Genomic DNA, 16,150 nt, shown 5'->3' with positions numbered 1-16,150 from the left:
CCGAGTATACATCTCTTTCGGTCGGCACCCCGACACCAAGACTCCGCTCTCGGGAATCGCACCGGAACTGGGCAGACCTTAACGTCAAAAACTGGCACCGATTGTCACCGCGTTCGCTGTGCCAAACAACCTGCCATCGTCATGCTGTTTTGGCAGAGCTCGAAATGCGATTAGCCAAGGATTTCAAAATAGTCTTGGCTGCCGATGATTCAGCCATTTCATGGAGCGGGCTGCCTGGAGTTTTAAGCTCCATCAAACGCAACGGCGCTTCATCAAGTCGAGCGAGGGCTGATGCAAACAACGCTTTCTCAAACTCGGGATCGACGCGCCTCGCCTCGCGACGATATCCCTCATAGGCCGTTGCGACAGACGCTTTGAAAGAATAATCCTCAGCTAGCCGAAAACGTTGAGCAATTTGCTTGGTGCTAATCCAGGCAAACCAAATGGGAGCGCCAACGCTAAACGCTGAAATAGCAAGTTGAATCCAGATGCGAGGAGCATCGAAGGTAGGTTGAGAAAATAGGTGTTGCATGGCTGACAGCCTTAGCCAAGCGATTACCAAAATCAGCGTCAGTGTTGCTGCTAAAACCGAAACCCACACCGTAACGGATTTGCTGAGTTTCCTAGCCCGATCATCGAATGACGACGCAAGCGCGATTGAAGTTGTCAAACCATAAGTCTCGGTCGCTTGCTTCACAAGGCTTGCGGCTTCCAAGGACATCTCATCCAGCAGTTCCCTTGCCGCAACAGCACCCTTAAGGTTTTCCTGTATGCGGCCAGAAAACTCGGCCGAATTTGTCGCTATCTGCCGGACTTCGGCTTGGGTGGCCCTAAGTTCTTGCATATCAGTTGGAAGTCGGTCAGCAGCCTCCCTTGCCGCTAGTAGGGTTTGGATATGCATTGCGAGCGCTTCTTTGTCTGGAGCCATTTGATCAATTTCACGAGAAATCTTGTTCATCCGGCGCACAAGCTGATTAGGAAGCCTATTGGAATCTGCGCTGCGCCAGCCGAGCATCGGTGCTACAGTAATTTCAATGTAGGACATTGTCCCGATGAACCCCTGAACCGCCGCGGAAGGGCTGCTCGAAAAGTTGGGAAGCATCTGCTCGCGAACGTCCTTTAAGCTAGCAAGCACGTCTTTGCACTGATCCGTCTCGTCTTCGTTCAACTCATCGAGACTGGCGCCCCTAATTGCGCGGGCGATATCAAAAGGCAGATATGAAAGTTGCCGATAGCTGACCGCCGGTAAATGCCACGCAGTTGTAACTGCAAAGGTGCGCTCCTCCGTCGAAATCTCTCCCACCTTTTGACTGACAACATCCAGTTCGTCGCAAATAGCTTTGAGCAAGTCGTGCATCTAAGTGTCTCCCCCATACACGGTACACCTTAAAGCCGACTGACTAATCTTGCATTCATGAATATTCGCCGAGGCCAGTTACACACCGAAAAATTGTGTCTTTATATTTCGATCGATCGATTGCTGAAGTAGCTTCGACCGATCTCCTAGACGGACTGCATCGAGCAAAGCCGGGCGATCGTTGCCTGCCTCTGCTAGGCAGATACCAAGTTCGCCCTAGTGATCGGGTTTTAGCTGGCACTTAAGCAATTCAATGATGGACCAAATGCTCGCCATCTTGAGTGAGCACCCACCGATCGTCATTGGCGTGAACAGAATAAGATGCCACGGTCGGATCATCGCCGTTTATTTGAACGGTCCGGAACTCCCCGCCTGCCAGAGCTACCGAGAATTGGCGCAGTTTAGCATCCGCTGCGACCTGATCTGACTGATCCAAACCATCCGTGAAAAGCAAGAGTTCTTTGACGTTCCGTTTTATCCAATCAGCAACACGGCTGCGGCTATCACCGTCCGCAGTTTGCCAGCCACCAATCTCTTTGATCATCAGCCTCACCTCTTCTAGAGGGCGTTTTTGACTCGCAGCTGCAATCATTGTCGCTTCTTTGATAGAGGCCAACTTCCTTTCAAGCTCATCGATTTTCATTGATGCGTCGTCTATCTTGCCTCTAACGAACGCCGTAGCAGACGTAGGCTCTCCAAGTAGGTCAAACGCCCGCTCTCGCATTTTCTTTTGCGTTTCAAGATCCGCCGATATAGTTGCAGATTGCCCCTCCAGCGCTTTTCTTGTTTCCTCGCTTGAAGCGCCCTGAACGATAGCAGCGATATCTAGCTCTTCAACGAACCAGAGAAATGCGCCCTCAAAGTGGTCAAGCGGCCAACCGCTCGCGCTGCAATCAGCGCTACGTCGAGCGCGATCGCAACGCAAATACACGCCACCCTTCGGGCCAGCACCCTTGTTAACAATCATCATTCTGGCGTTGCAGTATCCACAAGTTGCAACTCCTTGAAAGAGATTGATGTTGTTTTGACCCTTCCTGCCTGCGCCTCTCAGGCGTCGCACAGCCCTTCCAACCTGAATTCTCTCAAATTGCTCGCGAGCGACGATCGCAGGGAAGTAGTTCGGGATTGGCTCGCCTGAGCGCACTCGTTTGCCGTCGATGTAACGATGCGGTTGAAATTCCCCGAGCACCGCCCGGTTAGTTAGGACCTTGCTGACGTACGATTCATACCAACCCTTTGATGGAGCAAAGGTTGGAACTCCCCGCTGATTGAGCACCCTCGAAATTTGCAGCGAGCCCTTACCCTGATCAGCTTCGTCAAATATCCAGCGAAGAACAGCAACTCGCTCTGGGACCGTTTCAAACGCGGTCCGATCGGCCGACAGCCTAAGCCAGATGGGAGCTACCTGCGTCAGTTTCTTGTCGTGAATGTTTCGCCGCTTGTTTTCCCAGGCAGCGCCAACCCGTAAGCTCTTCGTGCGAGATTCCTCATAAGCTCGGCTCATGATGACAACGGACACAATGATATCGGTGAAGTCAGAGCTTCCAGCTCGATAAACATGCCGGTCCGTAAGAGTAACGATGTTTATTCCAGCCCCTAGGATCTGCAAGAACAGGGTCGTCGCCGCTTGAGGATTTTGCCGGCTTATTCGATCTAACGATTCGACGATAAGATAGGATCCAGCTTGGATTATTTGCTGTTCGCAAAGGACGAGAAATTTTCCTAACGCACCTTGCGCAACATTTTTCCCGTGAAACGCGGAAACGCCGATATCTTCGAGCCGAAAATCCTCAACTAAATCAAGATCATTGTCATCAGCATAGCGACGCGATTCTTCACTCTGTCGACGTAGACTATCGCCCCTAAGCTGAACATCAGTAGACATCCGGATGTAAGAATAAGCTTTTGGTTTCATAGACGCTCCCCGAAGAACGTCAGATTACCTCATAAATTAATCCACCTCAACATCTGCATCCCGACCTTGCCGGGAGCGACCATGACCTGGACCTCGACCGGCACGCCCTCAATGCCCTGAAATGCCACCGTACTGACACGCGCGACCATATGCCCATCCCTTGTCTCGCAAACTCTTATACCGCCCCCGGCCGTTCAGGGCCAGCGGTTGCAATCTGGCATGGAAGCTGGAATAAAACAAGAACAATCAAAGAACATAGTCAGGCATCCGCTGTGACCTTGGTTGTGCTCGGTCGCGGGACCAAAACGGTCATGGCCGGCTGGCTCAGCCGCGCTTGCGCTCGATCGCATCCCAAAGCAGGGCTGCTATATCGGCGCCGCCGAATTTCTTGACCTCGCGGATGCCGGTGGGAGAGGTGACGTTGATCTCGGTCATGTAATCGCCGATCACATCGATGCCGACGAGCAGGAAGCCGCGTTCCCTCAGCGCCGGGCCGATGCGGGCGCAGATTTCCTGTTCGCGCGGCGTCAGTTCGGTGGCTTCGGCGCGGCCGCCGACATGCATGTTGGAGCGGCTGTCGTGTTCGGCCGGAACGCGGTTGATGGCGCCGGCGAATTCGCCGTCGACCAGGATGATGCGTTTGTCGCCCTTGCGCACGTCGGGCAGATATTGCTGGGCGATGAAGGGCTCGCGGAAAAGCTGGCCGAACATTTCCAGCAGCGAAGAGAGGTTGCGGTCGTCGCGGGTCGAATGGAAGACGCCGGCGCCGCCGTTGCCGTAGAGCGGCTTCAGGATGATATCGCCCATCTCGTCGCGGAAGCGGCGGATCTCGGCGGCATCCTTGGTGATCAGCGTCTTCGGCATCAGGTCGGAGAATTCGGTGACGAAGATTTTTTCCGGCGAATTGCGCACCCAGGCCGGATCGTTGACGACGAGCGTCTTCGGATGGATGCGCTCGAGCAGATGCGTCGAGGTGATATAGGCCATGTCGAAGGGCGGGTCCTGGCGCAGCAGCACGACGTCCATGGTCGCGAGATCGACGCGCTCCGGCGCGCCAAGCTCGTAGTGATCGGCCTTGACGTCGCGCAGCACCATCGGCTCGAGGCTGGCATAGAGCCTGCCGTCGCGGAAGCTCAGGCGGTCGGGGGTGTAATGGAAGAGCTTGTAACCGCGCGCCTGCGCCTCCAGGCTCATGGCGAAGGTGGAATCGCCTGCGATATTGATGCCTGCGACATGGTCCATCTGGACCGCTACATTGGTGATCTTGGTCATTTCCATCCCTCGCTGAATGCCGGACAGATGTAGGTCGGCCGGATATCAAACGCAACGGGCAATCAAGGGCTTCCAGTCGCCAGAGCGCGCGCGTCCACTAGGACGCGCCAAGGACGCTCTGTCCCTTTAAATCGGCGCATAATCCTTTCCGAAAACCGATTCCGATTTTCGGGGTTATGCGCTAGCGCCGCGCGTCCAATAGGACGCGCTAAGGACGCACTATCACTTGGAATGGGCGGCGAAAATCAGGCGGCGATGCCCTGGTTGCCGCTGTTGCGCAGCATGTTGCGGAGGCGGTAGGCGATCGCCAAGGGCTTCGGGAAGGGCTTGCGCAGGAAGGCGACCTTGCGGACGTAATTGTCGACCCGCCAGCTCGCCCAGGTTCCACCGGCGAAAAAGGCGACGTCGCCGGCGCACAGGGTTCGTTCGGTGCCGTCCTCGGCGGTGATATGGACCTCGCCTTCGAGGATCATCACGGTCTCGTCCCAGCCGAAATGCCAGCGGAATTCGCCGGCCGTACAATCCCAGATCGCCGTCAGCGAAGCCTCGTCATGGCCGCGCGAATGTTCGGCGGTGCGGGCCTGCGGATTGCCGCTGACGATCCAGTCCGGATTGATCGGCGTGGATTTCAGCGGCAGCAGATCGCTCGCATGCGCGACGAAGGATTTTCCGGCCGGCTTCGCCACGGCAGCATACGGCACCGAGCGCGCGGCCATGGCGACCGCACTTGCAAGCATCAGCTTCCAGGCCATGAAACAACCCCCAATTGTTACCCCTACCGAGACGGCATAGCAGAGAGTCGTAAGGACCTGGTTCAAGCGGGGACTAAAAGTTTAACGATCCGGAAATCCGATGGATCGAAAGCAGCTCAGAAGGCATCCCGGAAATGCCGAGGCAGCCGGCCCGGCATGATCGCGACGATATCATAGCGCTGGGAAAGGCGGGCCTGATCCGCCTGGCGGGCGAGCCAGAGATCGCTTGCCGCCCGTATCCGCTTCTGCGCGGCGACAGAGACGGCATCGACCGCTGCGGCCTCGCCATGGCGGGCCTTGACCTCGACGAAGACGGCGAGATCGCCCTTGCGGGCGATGATATCGATCTCGCCGAGCCGGGTGCGGTGGCGCAGAGCCAGGATGCGATAGCCCTTCAGCATCAGGAAGACGGCCGCGACATATTCCGAGATGCGGCCCCGGCGCAGCGCCTTCCTTCTGATCGCGGTGAGATCGCTATCGCCCATCGGCGTTCTTGATCTCCAGCAGGCGCTGGTAGAGCACTTTGCGCGGCAGGCCGGTGAGGCGGGCGGCCTCGGTCGCAGCGCCTGCCGTCGGCATCGACTTCGACAGGTCGGCCAGCATGGCTTCGACATCGGCCTCATCGGTCTCGACCGGCTCCGGCGGACCGATCACCAGGACGATCTCGCCCTTGACGTTTTCCACCTGCTGATAATGCGCGGCAAGGTCGGCAAGCGTGCCGCGGCGGAACTCCTCATAGGTCTTGGTCAGCTCGCGGCAGACGGAGGCGGGCCGAGCGCCGCCCAGCACATCGGCGGCGGCCAGAAGCGTTGCGCCGATGCGATGCGGCGATTCAAAGAAGATCAGCGTCGCGGGGGCTGCGGCAAGTTCACCGAGACGGTCGCGGCGGGCCTTGTCCTTGGCCGGCAGGAAACCGGCGAAAAGAAAGGCATCGTTCGGCAGGCCGGAGCCGACAAGGGCTGCAAGCGGCGCGGAGGCGCCGGGAATGGGAATGACGCGGTAACCTGCCGCAATCGCCTGCTGCGCCAGCCGATAGCCGGGATCGGAGACCAGCGGCGTGCCGGCATCGGAAACCAGCGCCACCGAACGGCCCGCTTCGAGCGCCTGCAGCAGCCTTAGACCGGCCTCGTCGGCATTGTGCTCGTGATAGGCGAAGGGGCGGTTCTGGATGCCGTAGCGGTCAAGCAGCACGCGGGTGACGCGCGTATCCTCGCAGGCAAGCACATCGGCGCCGGCCAGCGTTTCCAGCGCCCGCAGCGTGATATCGCCGAGATTGCCGATGGGAGTGGCGACGAGATAGAGCGCCGGCTCCACCGGCCGCGCCGGCACCGTTGCATTGTGCAGGCGGAAGCTTCGCCGGCTGGCGGCGTCCGCTGTGGTTTCCTCATTCATGCCATTTGCTTTCGTCCCACCGGATCGTCGCCGGCATCGAACCCTTATGGGCGAGCCGCACCACTTCGGCAAGGGTTCGGATTTCTGTGAGCATTGCTCTGGAAAACCGCAAATGCGGGGGTGCCGGCGTCCATGCCTCTTGCAAAGCAATGCTGAAGTCTGCCATTTTGCCCGTCCACTCCCCCGGCCTCAAGCCGGGACAGCATTCTTCGGGTGCTCGATGCGCCCGGACAGTCACGGTCGAAAGCGGTAGCATCCCATGCGTATTACTATTGAGCGGTCAAACCTGTTGAAATCGCTGAACCACGTCCACCGCGTGGTCGAACGTCGCAACACGATCCCGATCCTGTCCAACGTATTGCTCAAGGCCGACGGCCAGAAGCTCGACATGAAGGCGACCGACCTCGACCTCGAAATCACCGAGGCGACACCGGCTAGCGTCGAGCAGCCCGGCGCCACCACCGTTCCCGCGCATCTTCTCTACGACATCGTGCGCAAGCTTTCCGACGGATCGGAAGTGCTGCTAGCCACCAGCCCCGATGGCGGCACGATGACCGTGCAGTCCGGCCGCTCGAAATTCTCGCTGCAGTGCCTGCCGGAATCGGACTTCCCTGATCTCACAGCCGGCACCTTCACCCATTCCTTCAAGCTGAAGGCGGCCGATCTGAAGATGCTGATCGACCGCACCCAGTTCGCGATTTCGACAGAAGAGACGCGTTATTATCTGAACGGCATCTTCTTCCACACGATCGAGAGCAACGGCCAGCTGAAGCTGAGGGCGGTTGCGACCGACGGCCACCGGCTGGCGCGCGCCGACGTCGATGCGCCCTCCGGCTCCGAGGGCATGCCCGGCATCATCATTCCTCGCAAGACGGTCGGCGAGTTGCAGAAGCTGGTCGACAATCCCGAGGTGATGGTGACCGTCGAGGTCTCCGACGCCAAGATCCGGCTGACGATCGGCTCGATCGTCATGACCTCGAAACTGATCGACGGCACCTTCCCGGATTATCAGCGCGTCATCCCGACAGGCAACGACAAGGAAATGCGGGTTGACTGCACGAGTTTCGCACAGGCCGTTGACCGCGTCTCGACAATCTCCTCCGAGCGCGGACGCGCCGTCAAGCTGGCGCTTTCCGAGGGGCAGCTGATGCTGACCGTCAACAATCCCGATTCCGGCAGCGCGACGGAAGAGGTCGCGGTCGGCTACGACACGGACGCGATGGAAATCGGCTTTAATGCCAAATACTTGCTCGACATCACCGCCCAGCTTTCCGGCGAGGAAGCGATCTTCCTGCTTGCCGATGCCGGCTCGCCGACGCTGATCCGCGACACTGCGGGCGACGACGCGCTCTACGTGCTGATGCCGATGCGCGTCTGACGGAAACGAAGGCTGCACACCTCCGCTTTTCCTGCTGCGCCCCTATCGACGCCAATCACTTGGCCGAAAGGCTCGCCGATCTCATGCCTCGTTCGGCGCCGAAAGCCGCATGAACTGTTGATGCCGATGTCCTTGTTGCGAAAATCCTTGTCCCTTAAGCGACAAGCGGCATATTAAGGCATTCGATCAACATGCGGATGGGTGGAGAATGAGCTTACGGGTCAAGGTGAAGGAACGGCTGGGCAAGAGGTTCGACGACGAGATCCGCTTCTTCCGGGGCATGATGCAGGGGCCGAAGACGGTGGGCTCGATCGTGCCGACCTCCTCGATCACGGCGAAGCGCATGGCAAGCGTCGTCGATATCCATTCCGGGCTGCCGGTGCTTGAACTCGGACCGGGCACGGGCGCCATCACCAAGGCCATCCTCGGCCGCGGCGTCCGTCCGGAAAATCTCGTCGCAATCGAATATTCGACGGATTTTCATAAACATCTGCAGCGGACCTATCCCGGCGTGCACTTCATCAACGGCGATGCCTTCGATCTTCAGACCACTCTTGGCAATTTCAGCGGCCTCACCTTCGATTCCATCGTCTCGGGCATTCCGCTGCTGAATTTCCCGATGGCGAAGCGCATCTCGCTGCTCGAAAGCCTGCTCGATCGCCTGCCGGCTGGCCGGCCGATGGTGCAGATTTCCTACGGCGCGATCTCGCCGATCGCCGCCAATCCCGACCGCTACCATATCCAGCATTTCGACTTCGTCATGCGCAATATTCCGCCGGCGCAGCTCTGGATCTATAAGCGCGGCTGAGATGTTCGGGATCTACATCACTCATCCGCAGGTCAGGATCGACGCCAACGTGCCGGTGCCGAAATGGGGGCTTTCCGATCTCGGCGCGGCGCGCGCCCGCAAAGCGGCAGAGAGCGGCTGGGCCAAGCAATTGCGGCGCATCGTCTCCAGCGACGAGACGAAGGCGATCGAGACGGCCGAAATTTTGGCGAAAGCTTCTGGTGTGACCGTGGAGATCGTCCACGCCATGCACGAGAACGACCGCACGGCCACCGGCTTCCTGCCGCCGCCGCAATTCGAAGAGGCGGCCGACTGGTTCTTCGCCCATCCGCAACAAAGCTTCAAAGGCTGGGAGCGCGCCATCGACGCGCAGGCCCGCATCGTCGAGGCTGTTAACGCCGTTCTTGCCACGCATGATGCGACGGCGCCGATCGCCTTTGTCGGCCATGGCGGCGTCGGCACGCTGCTCAAATGCCATCTGGCGGGCAGCCCGATCGCGCGCGACCGCGACCAGCCCGGCGGCGGCGGCAATCTCTATGCTTTCGGTCTTGCGGATCGCCGCTTATCATGCGACTGGACACCCATCGAAGACTGGCAGGGGTGACTTCAGATGGACGCACGCGAGCGGTTGATCGTCGGCCTGGATGTTCCAACGATCGGCGAGGCGGAAAGACTGGTTTCCACGCTCGGCGACGACATTCTCTTCTACAAGATCGGCTATCAGCTGGTCTTTGCCGGCGGCCTGGAATTCGCCCGCGATCTTGCCGCAAGCGGCAAGAAGATCTTTCTCGACATGAAGCTGCTCGACATCGACAACACCGTCGCCTCTGGCGTCGAGAACATCGCCAAAATGGGCATGTCGATGCTGACGCTGCATGCCTATCCGAAAGCCATGAAGGCGGCGGTCGAGGCCGCGGCCGGCTCCGGCCTCTGCCTGCTCGGCGTGACCGTGCTGACCTCGATGGATGCCGATGACCTTGCCGAGGCCGGCTATAGCCAGGATCCGCACAGCCTGGTGCTGCGCCGCGCCGAACAGGCGCGCGCAGCCGGCATGGGCGGTATCGTCTGCTCGGCGGAAGAAGCGGCTGCTGTGCGCGAAATCGTCGGACCCGACATGGCGATCGTCACCCCCGGCATTCGCCCTGATGGCAGCGACAAGGGCGACCAGAAGCGGGTGATGACGCCTTTCGACGCGCTGAAAGCGGGAGCGACGCATCTCGTTGTCGGCCGGCCCGTCGTCAAGGCGCCGGATCCCCGCGATGCCGCCCGTGCCATCCTCAGCGAGATGGTGAGCGCACTCTGGCCGGCAAACCGCTGACCGCATTCAACGACAAGAGGGAGAAGACCATGGCCAAAGGATACTGGATCGCCCGCGTCGACGTTCGCGATGCCGAGCGCTACAAGGATTACGTGACGGCGGCCAAGCCGGCCTTCGAAAAATATGGCGCGAATTTTCTGGCGCGCGGCGGCGCCTTTACCGAGCTCGAGGGCAAGGCGCGCGTCCGCAACGTGGTGATCGAATTCCCGTCGATGCAACATGCGGTCGACTGCTATAATTCGCCGGAATACCAGATCGCCGCGAAAATCCGCCAGGAAGTCGCGGATGCGGAAATGGTCGTCGTCGAGGGCGTCTAGAGCGCGGTCACATCCTAAAAAACTGACGTCGTGATGGGCCTTCCCGTCGCGCAGGGATTCGGCTAAGACGAGAGCCAATTCAGCATCCCGCAAAGCCTTTCGAGGAGCCTGCCATGACCCTTGCCAACCTGCCGCCGCTCGTCACCGTGTTCGGAGGCTCCGGTTTCGTGGGCAGGCACGTGGTTCGGGCGCTGGCCAAGCGCGGCTACAACATCCGCGTCGCCGTGCGCCGTCCCGATCTCGCCGGCTTCCTGCAGCCGCTCGGCAATGTCGGCCAGATTTCCTTCGTGCAGGCGAACCTGCGCTACCGCAGCTCGATCGACCGCGCCGTCGACGGGGCAAGCCATGTCGTCAACTGCGTCGGCATTCTGCACGAGGCCGGCCGCAACACCTTCGACGCCGTGCAGGAATTCGGCGGTCGTGCAATTGCCGAAGCGGCGCGCGGCGCAGGTGCGACACTGACGCATATTTCGGCGATCGGCGCCGACGCGAAATCCGATTCGGATTATGGCCGCACCAAGGGCCGCGCCGAAACGGCCATCCTCTCGGTCAAGCCCGATGCAGTGATCTTTCGTCCGTCGATCGTCTTCGGACCGGAGGACAGCTTCTTCAACAAGTTTGCCGAGATGGCGCGCATGTCGCCGATCCTACCGCTTATTGGCGGCGGCAAGACGAAATTCCAGCCTGTCTATGTCGAGGATATCGCCGAGGCCGTCGCCCGCGCCGTCGACGGCAAGGTCGCCGGCGGCAAGGTCTATGAGCTTGGCGGGCCCGAGGTGCTCAGCTTCCGCCAATGTCTCGAGACGATGCTGAAGGTTACGTGCCGCAAGAACCCGCTGGTATCCCTGCCCTTCGGCGTCGCTTCGATGATCGGCAGCATCGCCTCGCTGATCCCCTTTATCACGCCACCGATCACGCCGGACCAGGTGCGCATGCTGAAGCGCGACAATGTCGTCTCCCCGGAAGCAGAGGCGGAAGGCCGCACGCTGAAGGGCCTCGGCATTGCGCCCACCATGGTGGCATCGGTGCTCGGCTCCTATCTGGTGCACTATCGTCCGCACGGCCAATACACCGGCACCGGCAAGGCCGCCTGAACATCTTTTCAAGCTGATAAGACTTGGCCGCCTGCGGATGCCGCGGGCGGCCTTTTGGCCTTGCCGTGTCCCGCAAAGCCCGGCGCAAGTTTGAAGTGTTCTGGTGCTCGGCATATTCAGCAGCGTTGCATAAAAGACGCATCGGAAATTTTGTGGAATTAACGCCAAATTTAGCAGGAACGTTTATTGCTATTTGCCATTCCACTGACTACCAAACCCGCGCGTCTTCCAACGGACTCAACGCCTGCGGTCGCGCGCGGCAATCACTGTGAAAGGCAATTCTCAATGGGCAAGTCAATCGCGCTCCTGTTTGCGTGTGCGGCGCTGGTTATCCTTGCAGGCTCTTTCGTTGCGCCCGGTTCGGTCGCGGCGGTAAAGGGTGATTGCTCGCCGGCCTACGGCGTCGATCCTTGCTCTACGGCTTCGATCATCCATTGACGAAAAGCCGGTCCTGCGCCGGCATCTTGCCCAGACAAGCGGTCGATCGGAACGCCTGAAACAGCGCGTTCACAATGAACGCTCAGCCCTGCCTGCTTCAAGCGGCGGCGGGCGCTTGTCCTCTCAATATCGCCTATCTGAAAGATTAGCGGCTTCTGCCGGCAACAGAGTGTCTGTTCGCGGAGTCCGACGGGGCATTTGCATTCGCGCCGGGAGTTGCGCGAATGCAATGCAGGACGGATGTCTCAGGCAATCAAGCCGGTCGCGGCCATGCCGAGCAGCAAAACACCGAGAATGATGCGGTAGATGGCAAACAGCGTAAACCGGTTGCTCCTGATATAGGCAAGCAGCCATTTGACCGCGATGAAGGCAACGACGGTGGAGACGACGAAGGCGATGCCGAGCGCCGTCCAGTCTTCGCCTGCCGCTCCACCATCCCTGAACGTCTTCAGCAATTCATAGGCGCTTGCCGCGTACATTGTGGGAATGCCGACGAGAAAGGCAAACTCGGTCGCCGCGGCGCGGTTGCCCGTGCCTGCCAGCATGGCGACGAAGATCGTGGCGCCGGAGCGCGAGGTTCCCGGGAAGACGCCGGCAACGATCTGGGCGATGCCGACCAGGATGGCGACAAGCCAGGTGATCTCTTTATGGGGCGGCCTGCGGGCGGCGGCCCATTCGGCAAAGATCATCCAGATACCGCCGATGATGAGCGCCCAGGCGATCGGTGTTGCAGTCTCTGGCAGTTCAAAGCCGAGCTTCTTGACGACCAGTCCGAGAATGGCGGTGATGAGAAAGGCGACGATCAGCTTGGCGGCATAATCGCGGTTGGCGGGGTCGCGCCAGCCAAGCACCAGATCCACCAGGCGACGCCAGTAAATGATGGTGACGGCGAGGATGGCGCCCGCTTGAATGACGATGTTGAACATGTCCGACCGGTGGCCGAGCCATTGCTCCGCAATGATCAGATGGCCGGTGCTCGAGATCGGCAGAAACTCGGTGATCCCCTCTATGACACCGAGAATGATAGCACTTATATAATCCATACATTGTCTCCGGTTTAAAGTTCGGCCGGGCCTGAACGCTTGGGTCGATCAGGCCGCCGTTTACAATCATTCGTTAGACCGTGTTTTGCCATTGTCAGACGGGGTAAAATCCGATTCGCTTGTATTGGCGGGGCCAAGCTCCTATAGCTTCAACCAATCAGTCATGACTAGGGCGCTATAATCGAGCTGCCACACAGTCCTGTAACAGCAATCACAAAGCCCGAGTATCTATGCCCACGCTTTATCATCATCCCATGTCATCCGCATCTCGCTTCGTCCGGCTGATCCTGGCGGAATACGGCTATCAGGCGGATCTGATCGAGGAGCAGACATGGGAGAAGCGCCGGGATTTCCTGGCGCTCAATCCGGCCGGCACGCTGCCTGTTTATGTCGACGACAGCATGCGCGCGCTGTGCGGCGCGAGCGTCATTTCCGAATATCTGGACGAGACGCACGGCGTCTTGAAGCGCGACCGGCGGCTGCTTGCCGAAGACCCTTTCCAGCGGGCGGAAATCCGCCGGCTGACCGAATGGTTCATGCAGAAGATGGAAAACGATGTGACCAAGCCGCTCGCCCGCGAGCGTGTCTATAAGTTGCAGATGACCGCTGATCAGGGCGGCGGAGCGCCGGATTCGAAGGTTCTACGCACGGCCCGCGCGAATATCCGACAGCATATGCGCTATCTCACCTGGCTTGCCGGCTCGCGTCAGTGGCTGGCGGGCGAGCGGATGAGCTATGCCGACCTTGCCGCCGCGGCCTCGATCTCGATCCTCGACTATCTCGGCGAGATCGAGTGGGCGGATTCGCCTGTCGTCAAGGACTGGTATCAGCGGCTGAAGTCGCGCCCCTCCTTCCGGCCGATGCTGACCGAGCGCGTGCGCGGCCTGACACCGGTTTCACACTATGCCGATCTGGATTTCTGACGAGGGCTCTTCATGCCCGAACCTGACTATGACGACAAAGAGCGCCGCCGCCGCGACAATTTGACCGAGTTCGTCCGGGCGGAATCTGCCGCCAAGGGCTTCGATCTCTGCCGCATCACGCGCCCGGATGCGATCCCGCATGCGAAAGAGCGTCTCGGCCAGTTCATCGATGCCGGGCGCCACGGGACGATGGACTGGATGGCGGAGACGCGCGACCGGCGCGGCGATCCGCGCGCGCTCTGGAGCGAGGTGCGCTCCGTCGTCGTCTTCGGCCTCAATTACGCCCCGGATGAAGATCCCCGCGGCATTCTCGACAAGCCGGACAAGGCAGCGATTTCGGTCTATGCCCGCAACCGCGATTATCACGACGTCATCAAGGGCCGGCTGAAGGAGATCGCCACGCGCTTTGCGGCGCGGGCGGGCGCCGATGTGAAGGTCTTCGTCGATACGGCGCCTGTCATGGAGAAACCGTTGGCGGCGGCAGCCGGACTCGGCTGGCAGGGCAAACACACCAATCTCGTCAGCCGCGTTCATGGCTCCTGGCTGTTCCTCGGCACGATGTTCACCACCGCCGATCTTGTGGTCGACGCAGCCGAGAGCGATCATTGCGGCTCCTGCCGCGCCTGTCTCGACATCTGTCCGACGGCTGCCTTCCCGGCGCCTTACCAGATCGACGCGCGGCGCTGCATCTCCTATCTCACCATCGAGCACAAGGGACCGATCGACACCGATTTGCGTGGGCTGATCGGCAATCGCATCTATGGCTGCGACGACTGTCTTGCCGCCTGTCCGTGGAACAAGTTCGCAAGCTCCGCCTCCGAGATGAAGCTCCAGGCGCGGGAAGATCTGAAGGAGCCGTCGATCGCCTTTCTGCTGACGCTTGACGATGCCGCCTTCCGGGCCTTTTTCAGCGGCTCGCCGGTGAAGCGGATCGGCCGCGACCGTTTCGTCCGCAACGTGCTGATCGCCGCCGGCAACTCCGGCGACAAGGTGCTCATCGGGCCATGTCGCCTGCTTTCGGACGATCCCTCACCCGTGGTGCGCGGCATGGCGGTCTGGGCGCTTTCGCGGTTGATGGAGACTGGCGAATTTGCGGCCTATGCCGCACAAAGGGCAGACGAGAGAGATGACGACGTATTGAACGAATGGCGATTGGCGGGAGTGGGCTGATGCATGTGATGATCTTTGGCTGCGGTTATTCCGGCACGGCAATCGCCAAGGCCTTTACCGGCGACGGCGTGCGGGTTTCCGGCACCACGCGCTCGCCTGAGAAAGTGGACGCGCTCCGCCAGAACGGCATCGAAGCTTTCCTTTTCGACGGCGAGAGCATGGAAGAGGGGCTGCGCCAAGCTTTGGACAGCGTCACCCATCTGGTGCAGTCGATCGCCCCTGGAAAGGCCGACCCGCTGCTGCGGCTGCTTGATAAAGACGGCGCACGCCTGCTGCCGAAGCTCGAATGGATCGGTTACCTCTCCACCGTCGGCGTCTATGGCGATCACCAGGGCGCCTGGGTGAGTGAGGAAACGCCGTGCCTGCCCGTTTCCGGGCGGTCGACCGAGCGGCTCGAGGCGGAAGAGGGCTGGCTGGCTATGGGCCGGGAGCGCAGCGTGCCGGCGGCCGTGCTTCGCCTTTCCGGCATCTATGGGCCGGGCCGCAACGCCTTCTGCAACCTGGACAAGGGCACGGCACGACGGCTGATCAAGAAGGACCAGGTGTTCAACCGCATCCGCGTCGAAGATATTGGCACGGCGACACGTTTCCTGTCGGAGCGCGGCCTCGGCGGCATCTATAATGTCACCGACGACCGGCCCGGTCCGCCGCAGGATGTGATCGTCGAGGCAGCCCGCCTGATGGGCGTCGAACCGCCGCCGGAGCAGGCGTTCGAGACCGCCGAATTGACGCCGATGGCGCGCTCCTTCTACGGCGAGAACAAACGCATCTCGAATGCGAAACTCAAGGCCGCCGGCTTCGCATTTTCCTTCCCGAACTATCCTATGTCGCTTGCGCAATTGTGGCGGGATGGATGCTGGCGGGGGGAGTAGAACCCAGTCCTGTTTGCGACGGATGCGATCACCCAAAATGAGTAGGAAATTCCTACTTTCCCGCTTTGGTCGGATAATTTTCGCCGCATCTTATGGTTAACGGCCTTTAAATTTGCCCAAAT

General features: G+C 60.1%; 17 protein-coding genes and 1 pseudogene. 10 read left to right on the top strand and 8 right to left on the bottom strand.

Annotated features, from left to right (window positions below; all coding sequences use genetic code 11):
* Positions 1-139: 139 nt before the first annotated feature.
* The 7 genes and pseudogenes from GR198_RS20500 to rsmI form a co-directional block, all read right to left on the bottom strand.
* Complete coding sequence (locus GR198_RS20500; protein ID WP_164069477.1) at positions 140-1,357, bottom strand: hypothetical protein; 1,218 nt, start codon at positions 1,355-1,357, stop codon at positions 140-142.
* Between the two features lie 250 nt (positions 1,358-1,607).
* Complete coding sequence (locus GR198_RS20495; protein ID WP_164069476.1) at positions 1,608-3,272, bottom strand: recombinase family protein; 1,665 nt, start codon at positions 3,270-3,272, stop codon at positions 1,608-1,610.
* A 47-nt stretch (positions 3,273-3,319) separates the two neighbouring features.
* Positions 3,320-3,421, bottom strand: a pseudogene (locus GR198_RS36365) (ATP-binding protein); the annotation flags it as partial.
* Between the two features lie 175 nt (positions 3,422-3,596).
* A complete protein-coding gene (gene gshB, locus GR198_RS20490) occupies positions 3,597-4,544 on the bottom strand; it encodes a glutathione synthase (RefSeq protein ID WP_164069475.1) in 948 nt (315 codons plus the stop codon).
* A gap of 245 nt (positions 4,545-4,789) precedes the next feature.
* Positions 4,790-5,296: a cupin domain-containing protein gene (locus GR198_RS20485; protein WP_164069474.1), complete on the bottom strand. Its 507-nt coding sequence runs from the start codon at positions 5,294-5,296 to the stop codon at positions 4,790-4,792.
* Positions 5,297-5,412: 116 nt separating this feature from the next.
* Positions 5,413-5,781: a YraN family protein gene (locus tag GR198_RS20480; protein ID WP_164069473.1), complete on the bottom strand. Its 369-nt coding sequence runs from the start codon at positions 5,779-5,781 to the stop codon at positions 5,413-5,415.
* Positions 5,771-6,688, bottom strand: a complete 918-nt coding sequence (gene rsmI, locus GR198_RS20475; RefSeq protein ID WP_164069472.1) for a 16S rRNA (cytidine(1402)-2'-O)-methyltransferase — start codon at positions 6,686-6,688, stop codon at positions 5,771-5,773. The genes GR198_RS20480 and rsmI overlap by 11 nt, the downstream gene beginning before the upstream one ends.
* A gap of 259 nt (positions 6,689-6,947) precedes the next feature.
* Between rsmI and dnaN the strand changes: the two genes are divergently transcribed.
* The 7 genes from dnaN (at position 6,948) to GR198_RS35455 (ending at position 12,020) form a co-directional block, all read left to right on the top strand.
* Positions 6,948-8,066 (top strand): DNA polymerase III subunit beta, encoded by a 1,119-nt coding sequence (gene dnaN, locus GR198_RS20470; RefSeq protein ID WP_164069471.1) that lies wholly within the window; start codon positions 6,948-6,950, stop codon positions 8,064-8,066.
* Between the two features lie 208 nt (positions 8,067-8,274).
* The gene (pmtA, locus tag GR198_RS20465) at positions 8,275-8,874 is read left to right on the top strand and encodes a phospholipid N-methyltransferase PmtA (protein ID WP_164046318.1); all 600 of its coding nucleotides are present in this window, start codon (positions 8,275-8,277) and stop codon (positions 8,872-8,874) included.
* 1 nt (position 8,875) lies between these two features.
* Entirely contained in the window at positions 8,876-9,457 is a 582-nt protein-coding gene (locus GR198_RS20460; protein WP_164069470.1) for a histidine phosphatase family protein, read from the top strand.
* Positions 9,458-9,463: 6 nt separating this feature from the next.
* Entirely contained in the window at positions 9,464-10,171 is a 708-nt protein-coding gene (pyrF, locus tag GR198_RS20455; protein WP_012759833.1) for an orotidine-5'-phosphate decarboxylase, read from the top strand.
* A 29-nt stretch (positions 10,172-10,200) separates the two neighbouring features.
* Positions 10,201-10,488, top strand: a complete 288-nt coding sequence (locus tag GR198_RS20450) for a DUF1330 domain-containing protein (RefSeq protein WP_017990037.1) — start codon at positions 10,201-10,203, stop codon at positions 10,486-10,488.
* Between the two features lie 113 nt (positions 10,489-10,601).
* The gene (locus tag GR198_RS20445) at positions 10,602-11,582 is read left to right on the top strand and encodes a complex I NDUFA9 subunit family protein (RefSeq protein WP_029873971.1); all 981 of its coding nucleotides are present in this window, start codon (positions 10,602-10,604) and stop codon (positions 11,580-11,582) included.
* A 285-nt stretch (positions 11,583-11,867) separates the two neighbouring features.
* On the top strand, positions 11,868-12,020 hold the full coding sequence (locus GR198_RS35455; RefSeq protein WP_003544729.1) for a hypothetical protein: 153 nt from the start codon (positions 11,868-11,870) through the stop codon (positions 12,018-12,020).
* A gap of 245 nt (positions 12,021-12,265) precedes the next feature.
* On the opposite strand, the gene GR198_RS20440 is transcribed toward GR198_RS35455, so the two are convergent.
* The gene (locus GR198_RS20440; RefSeq protein WP_164069469.1) at positions 12,266-13,063 is read right to left on the bottom strand and encodes an undecaprenyl-diphosphate phosphatase; all 798 of its coding nucleotides are present in this window, start codon (positions 13,061-13,063) and stop codon (positions 12,266-12,268) included.
* 230 nt (positions 13,064-13,293) lie between these two features.
* On the opposite strand from GR198_RS20440, the gene GR198_RS20435 reads away from it, so the two are divergent.
* Genes GR198_RS20435 through GR198_RS20425 form a run of 3 tightly spaced genes read left to right on the top strand, consistent with a single transcriptional unit; the run spans position 13,294 to position 16,028 of the window.
* Entirely contained in the window at positions 13,294-13,986 is a 693-nt protein-coding gene (locus GR198_RS20435; RefSeq protein ID WP_003544722.1) for a glutathione S-transferase family protein, read from the top strand.
* A 12-nt stretch (positions 13,987-13,998) separates the two neighbouring features.
* A complete protein-coding gene (gene queG, locus GR198_RS20430) occupies positions 13,999-15,156 on the top strand; it encodes a tRNA epoxyqueuosine(34) reductase QueG (protein ID WP_164069468.1) in 1,158 nt (385 codons plus the stop codon).
* The gene (locus GR198_RS20425) at positions 15,156-16,028 is read left to right on the top strand and encodes an SDR family oxidoreductase (RefSeq protein WP_164069467.1); all 873 of its coding nucleotides are present in this window, start codon (positions 15,156-15,158) and stop codon (positions 16,026-16,028) included. The genes queG and GR198_RS20425 overlap by 1 nt, the downstream gene beginning before the upstream one ends.
* Positions 16,029-16,150: the final 122 nt, after the last annotated feature.

Source organism: Rhizobium leguminosarum (genome assembly GCF_010668065.1).
GTDB lineage: Bacteria > Pseudomonadota > Alphaproteobacteria > Rhizobiales > Rhizobiaceae > Rhizobium > Rhizobium leguminosarum_S.
Note: the sequence above shows the minus strand (reverse complement) of the source record. Positions and strands in the feature narration are given on the sequence as shown.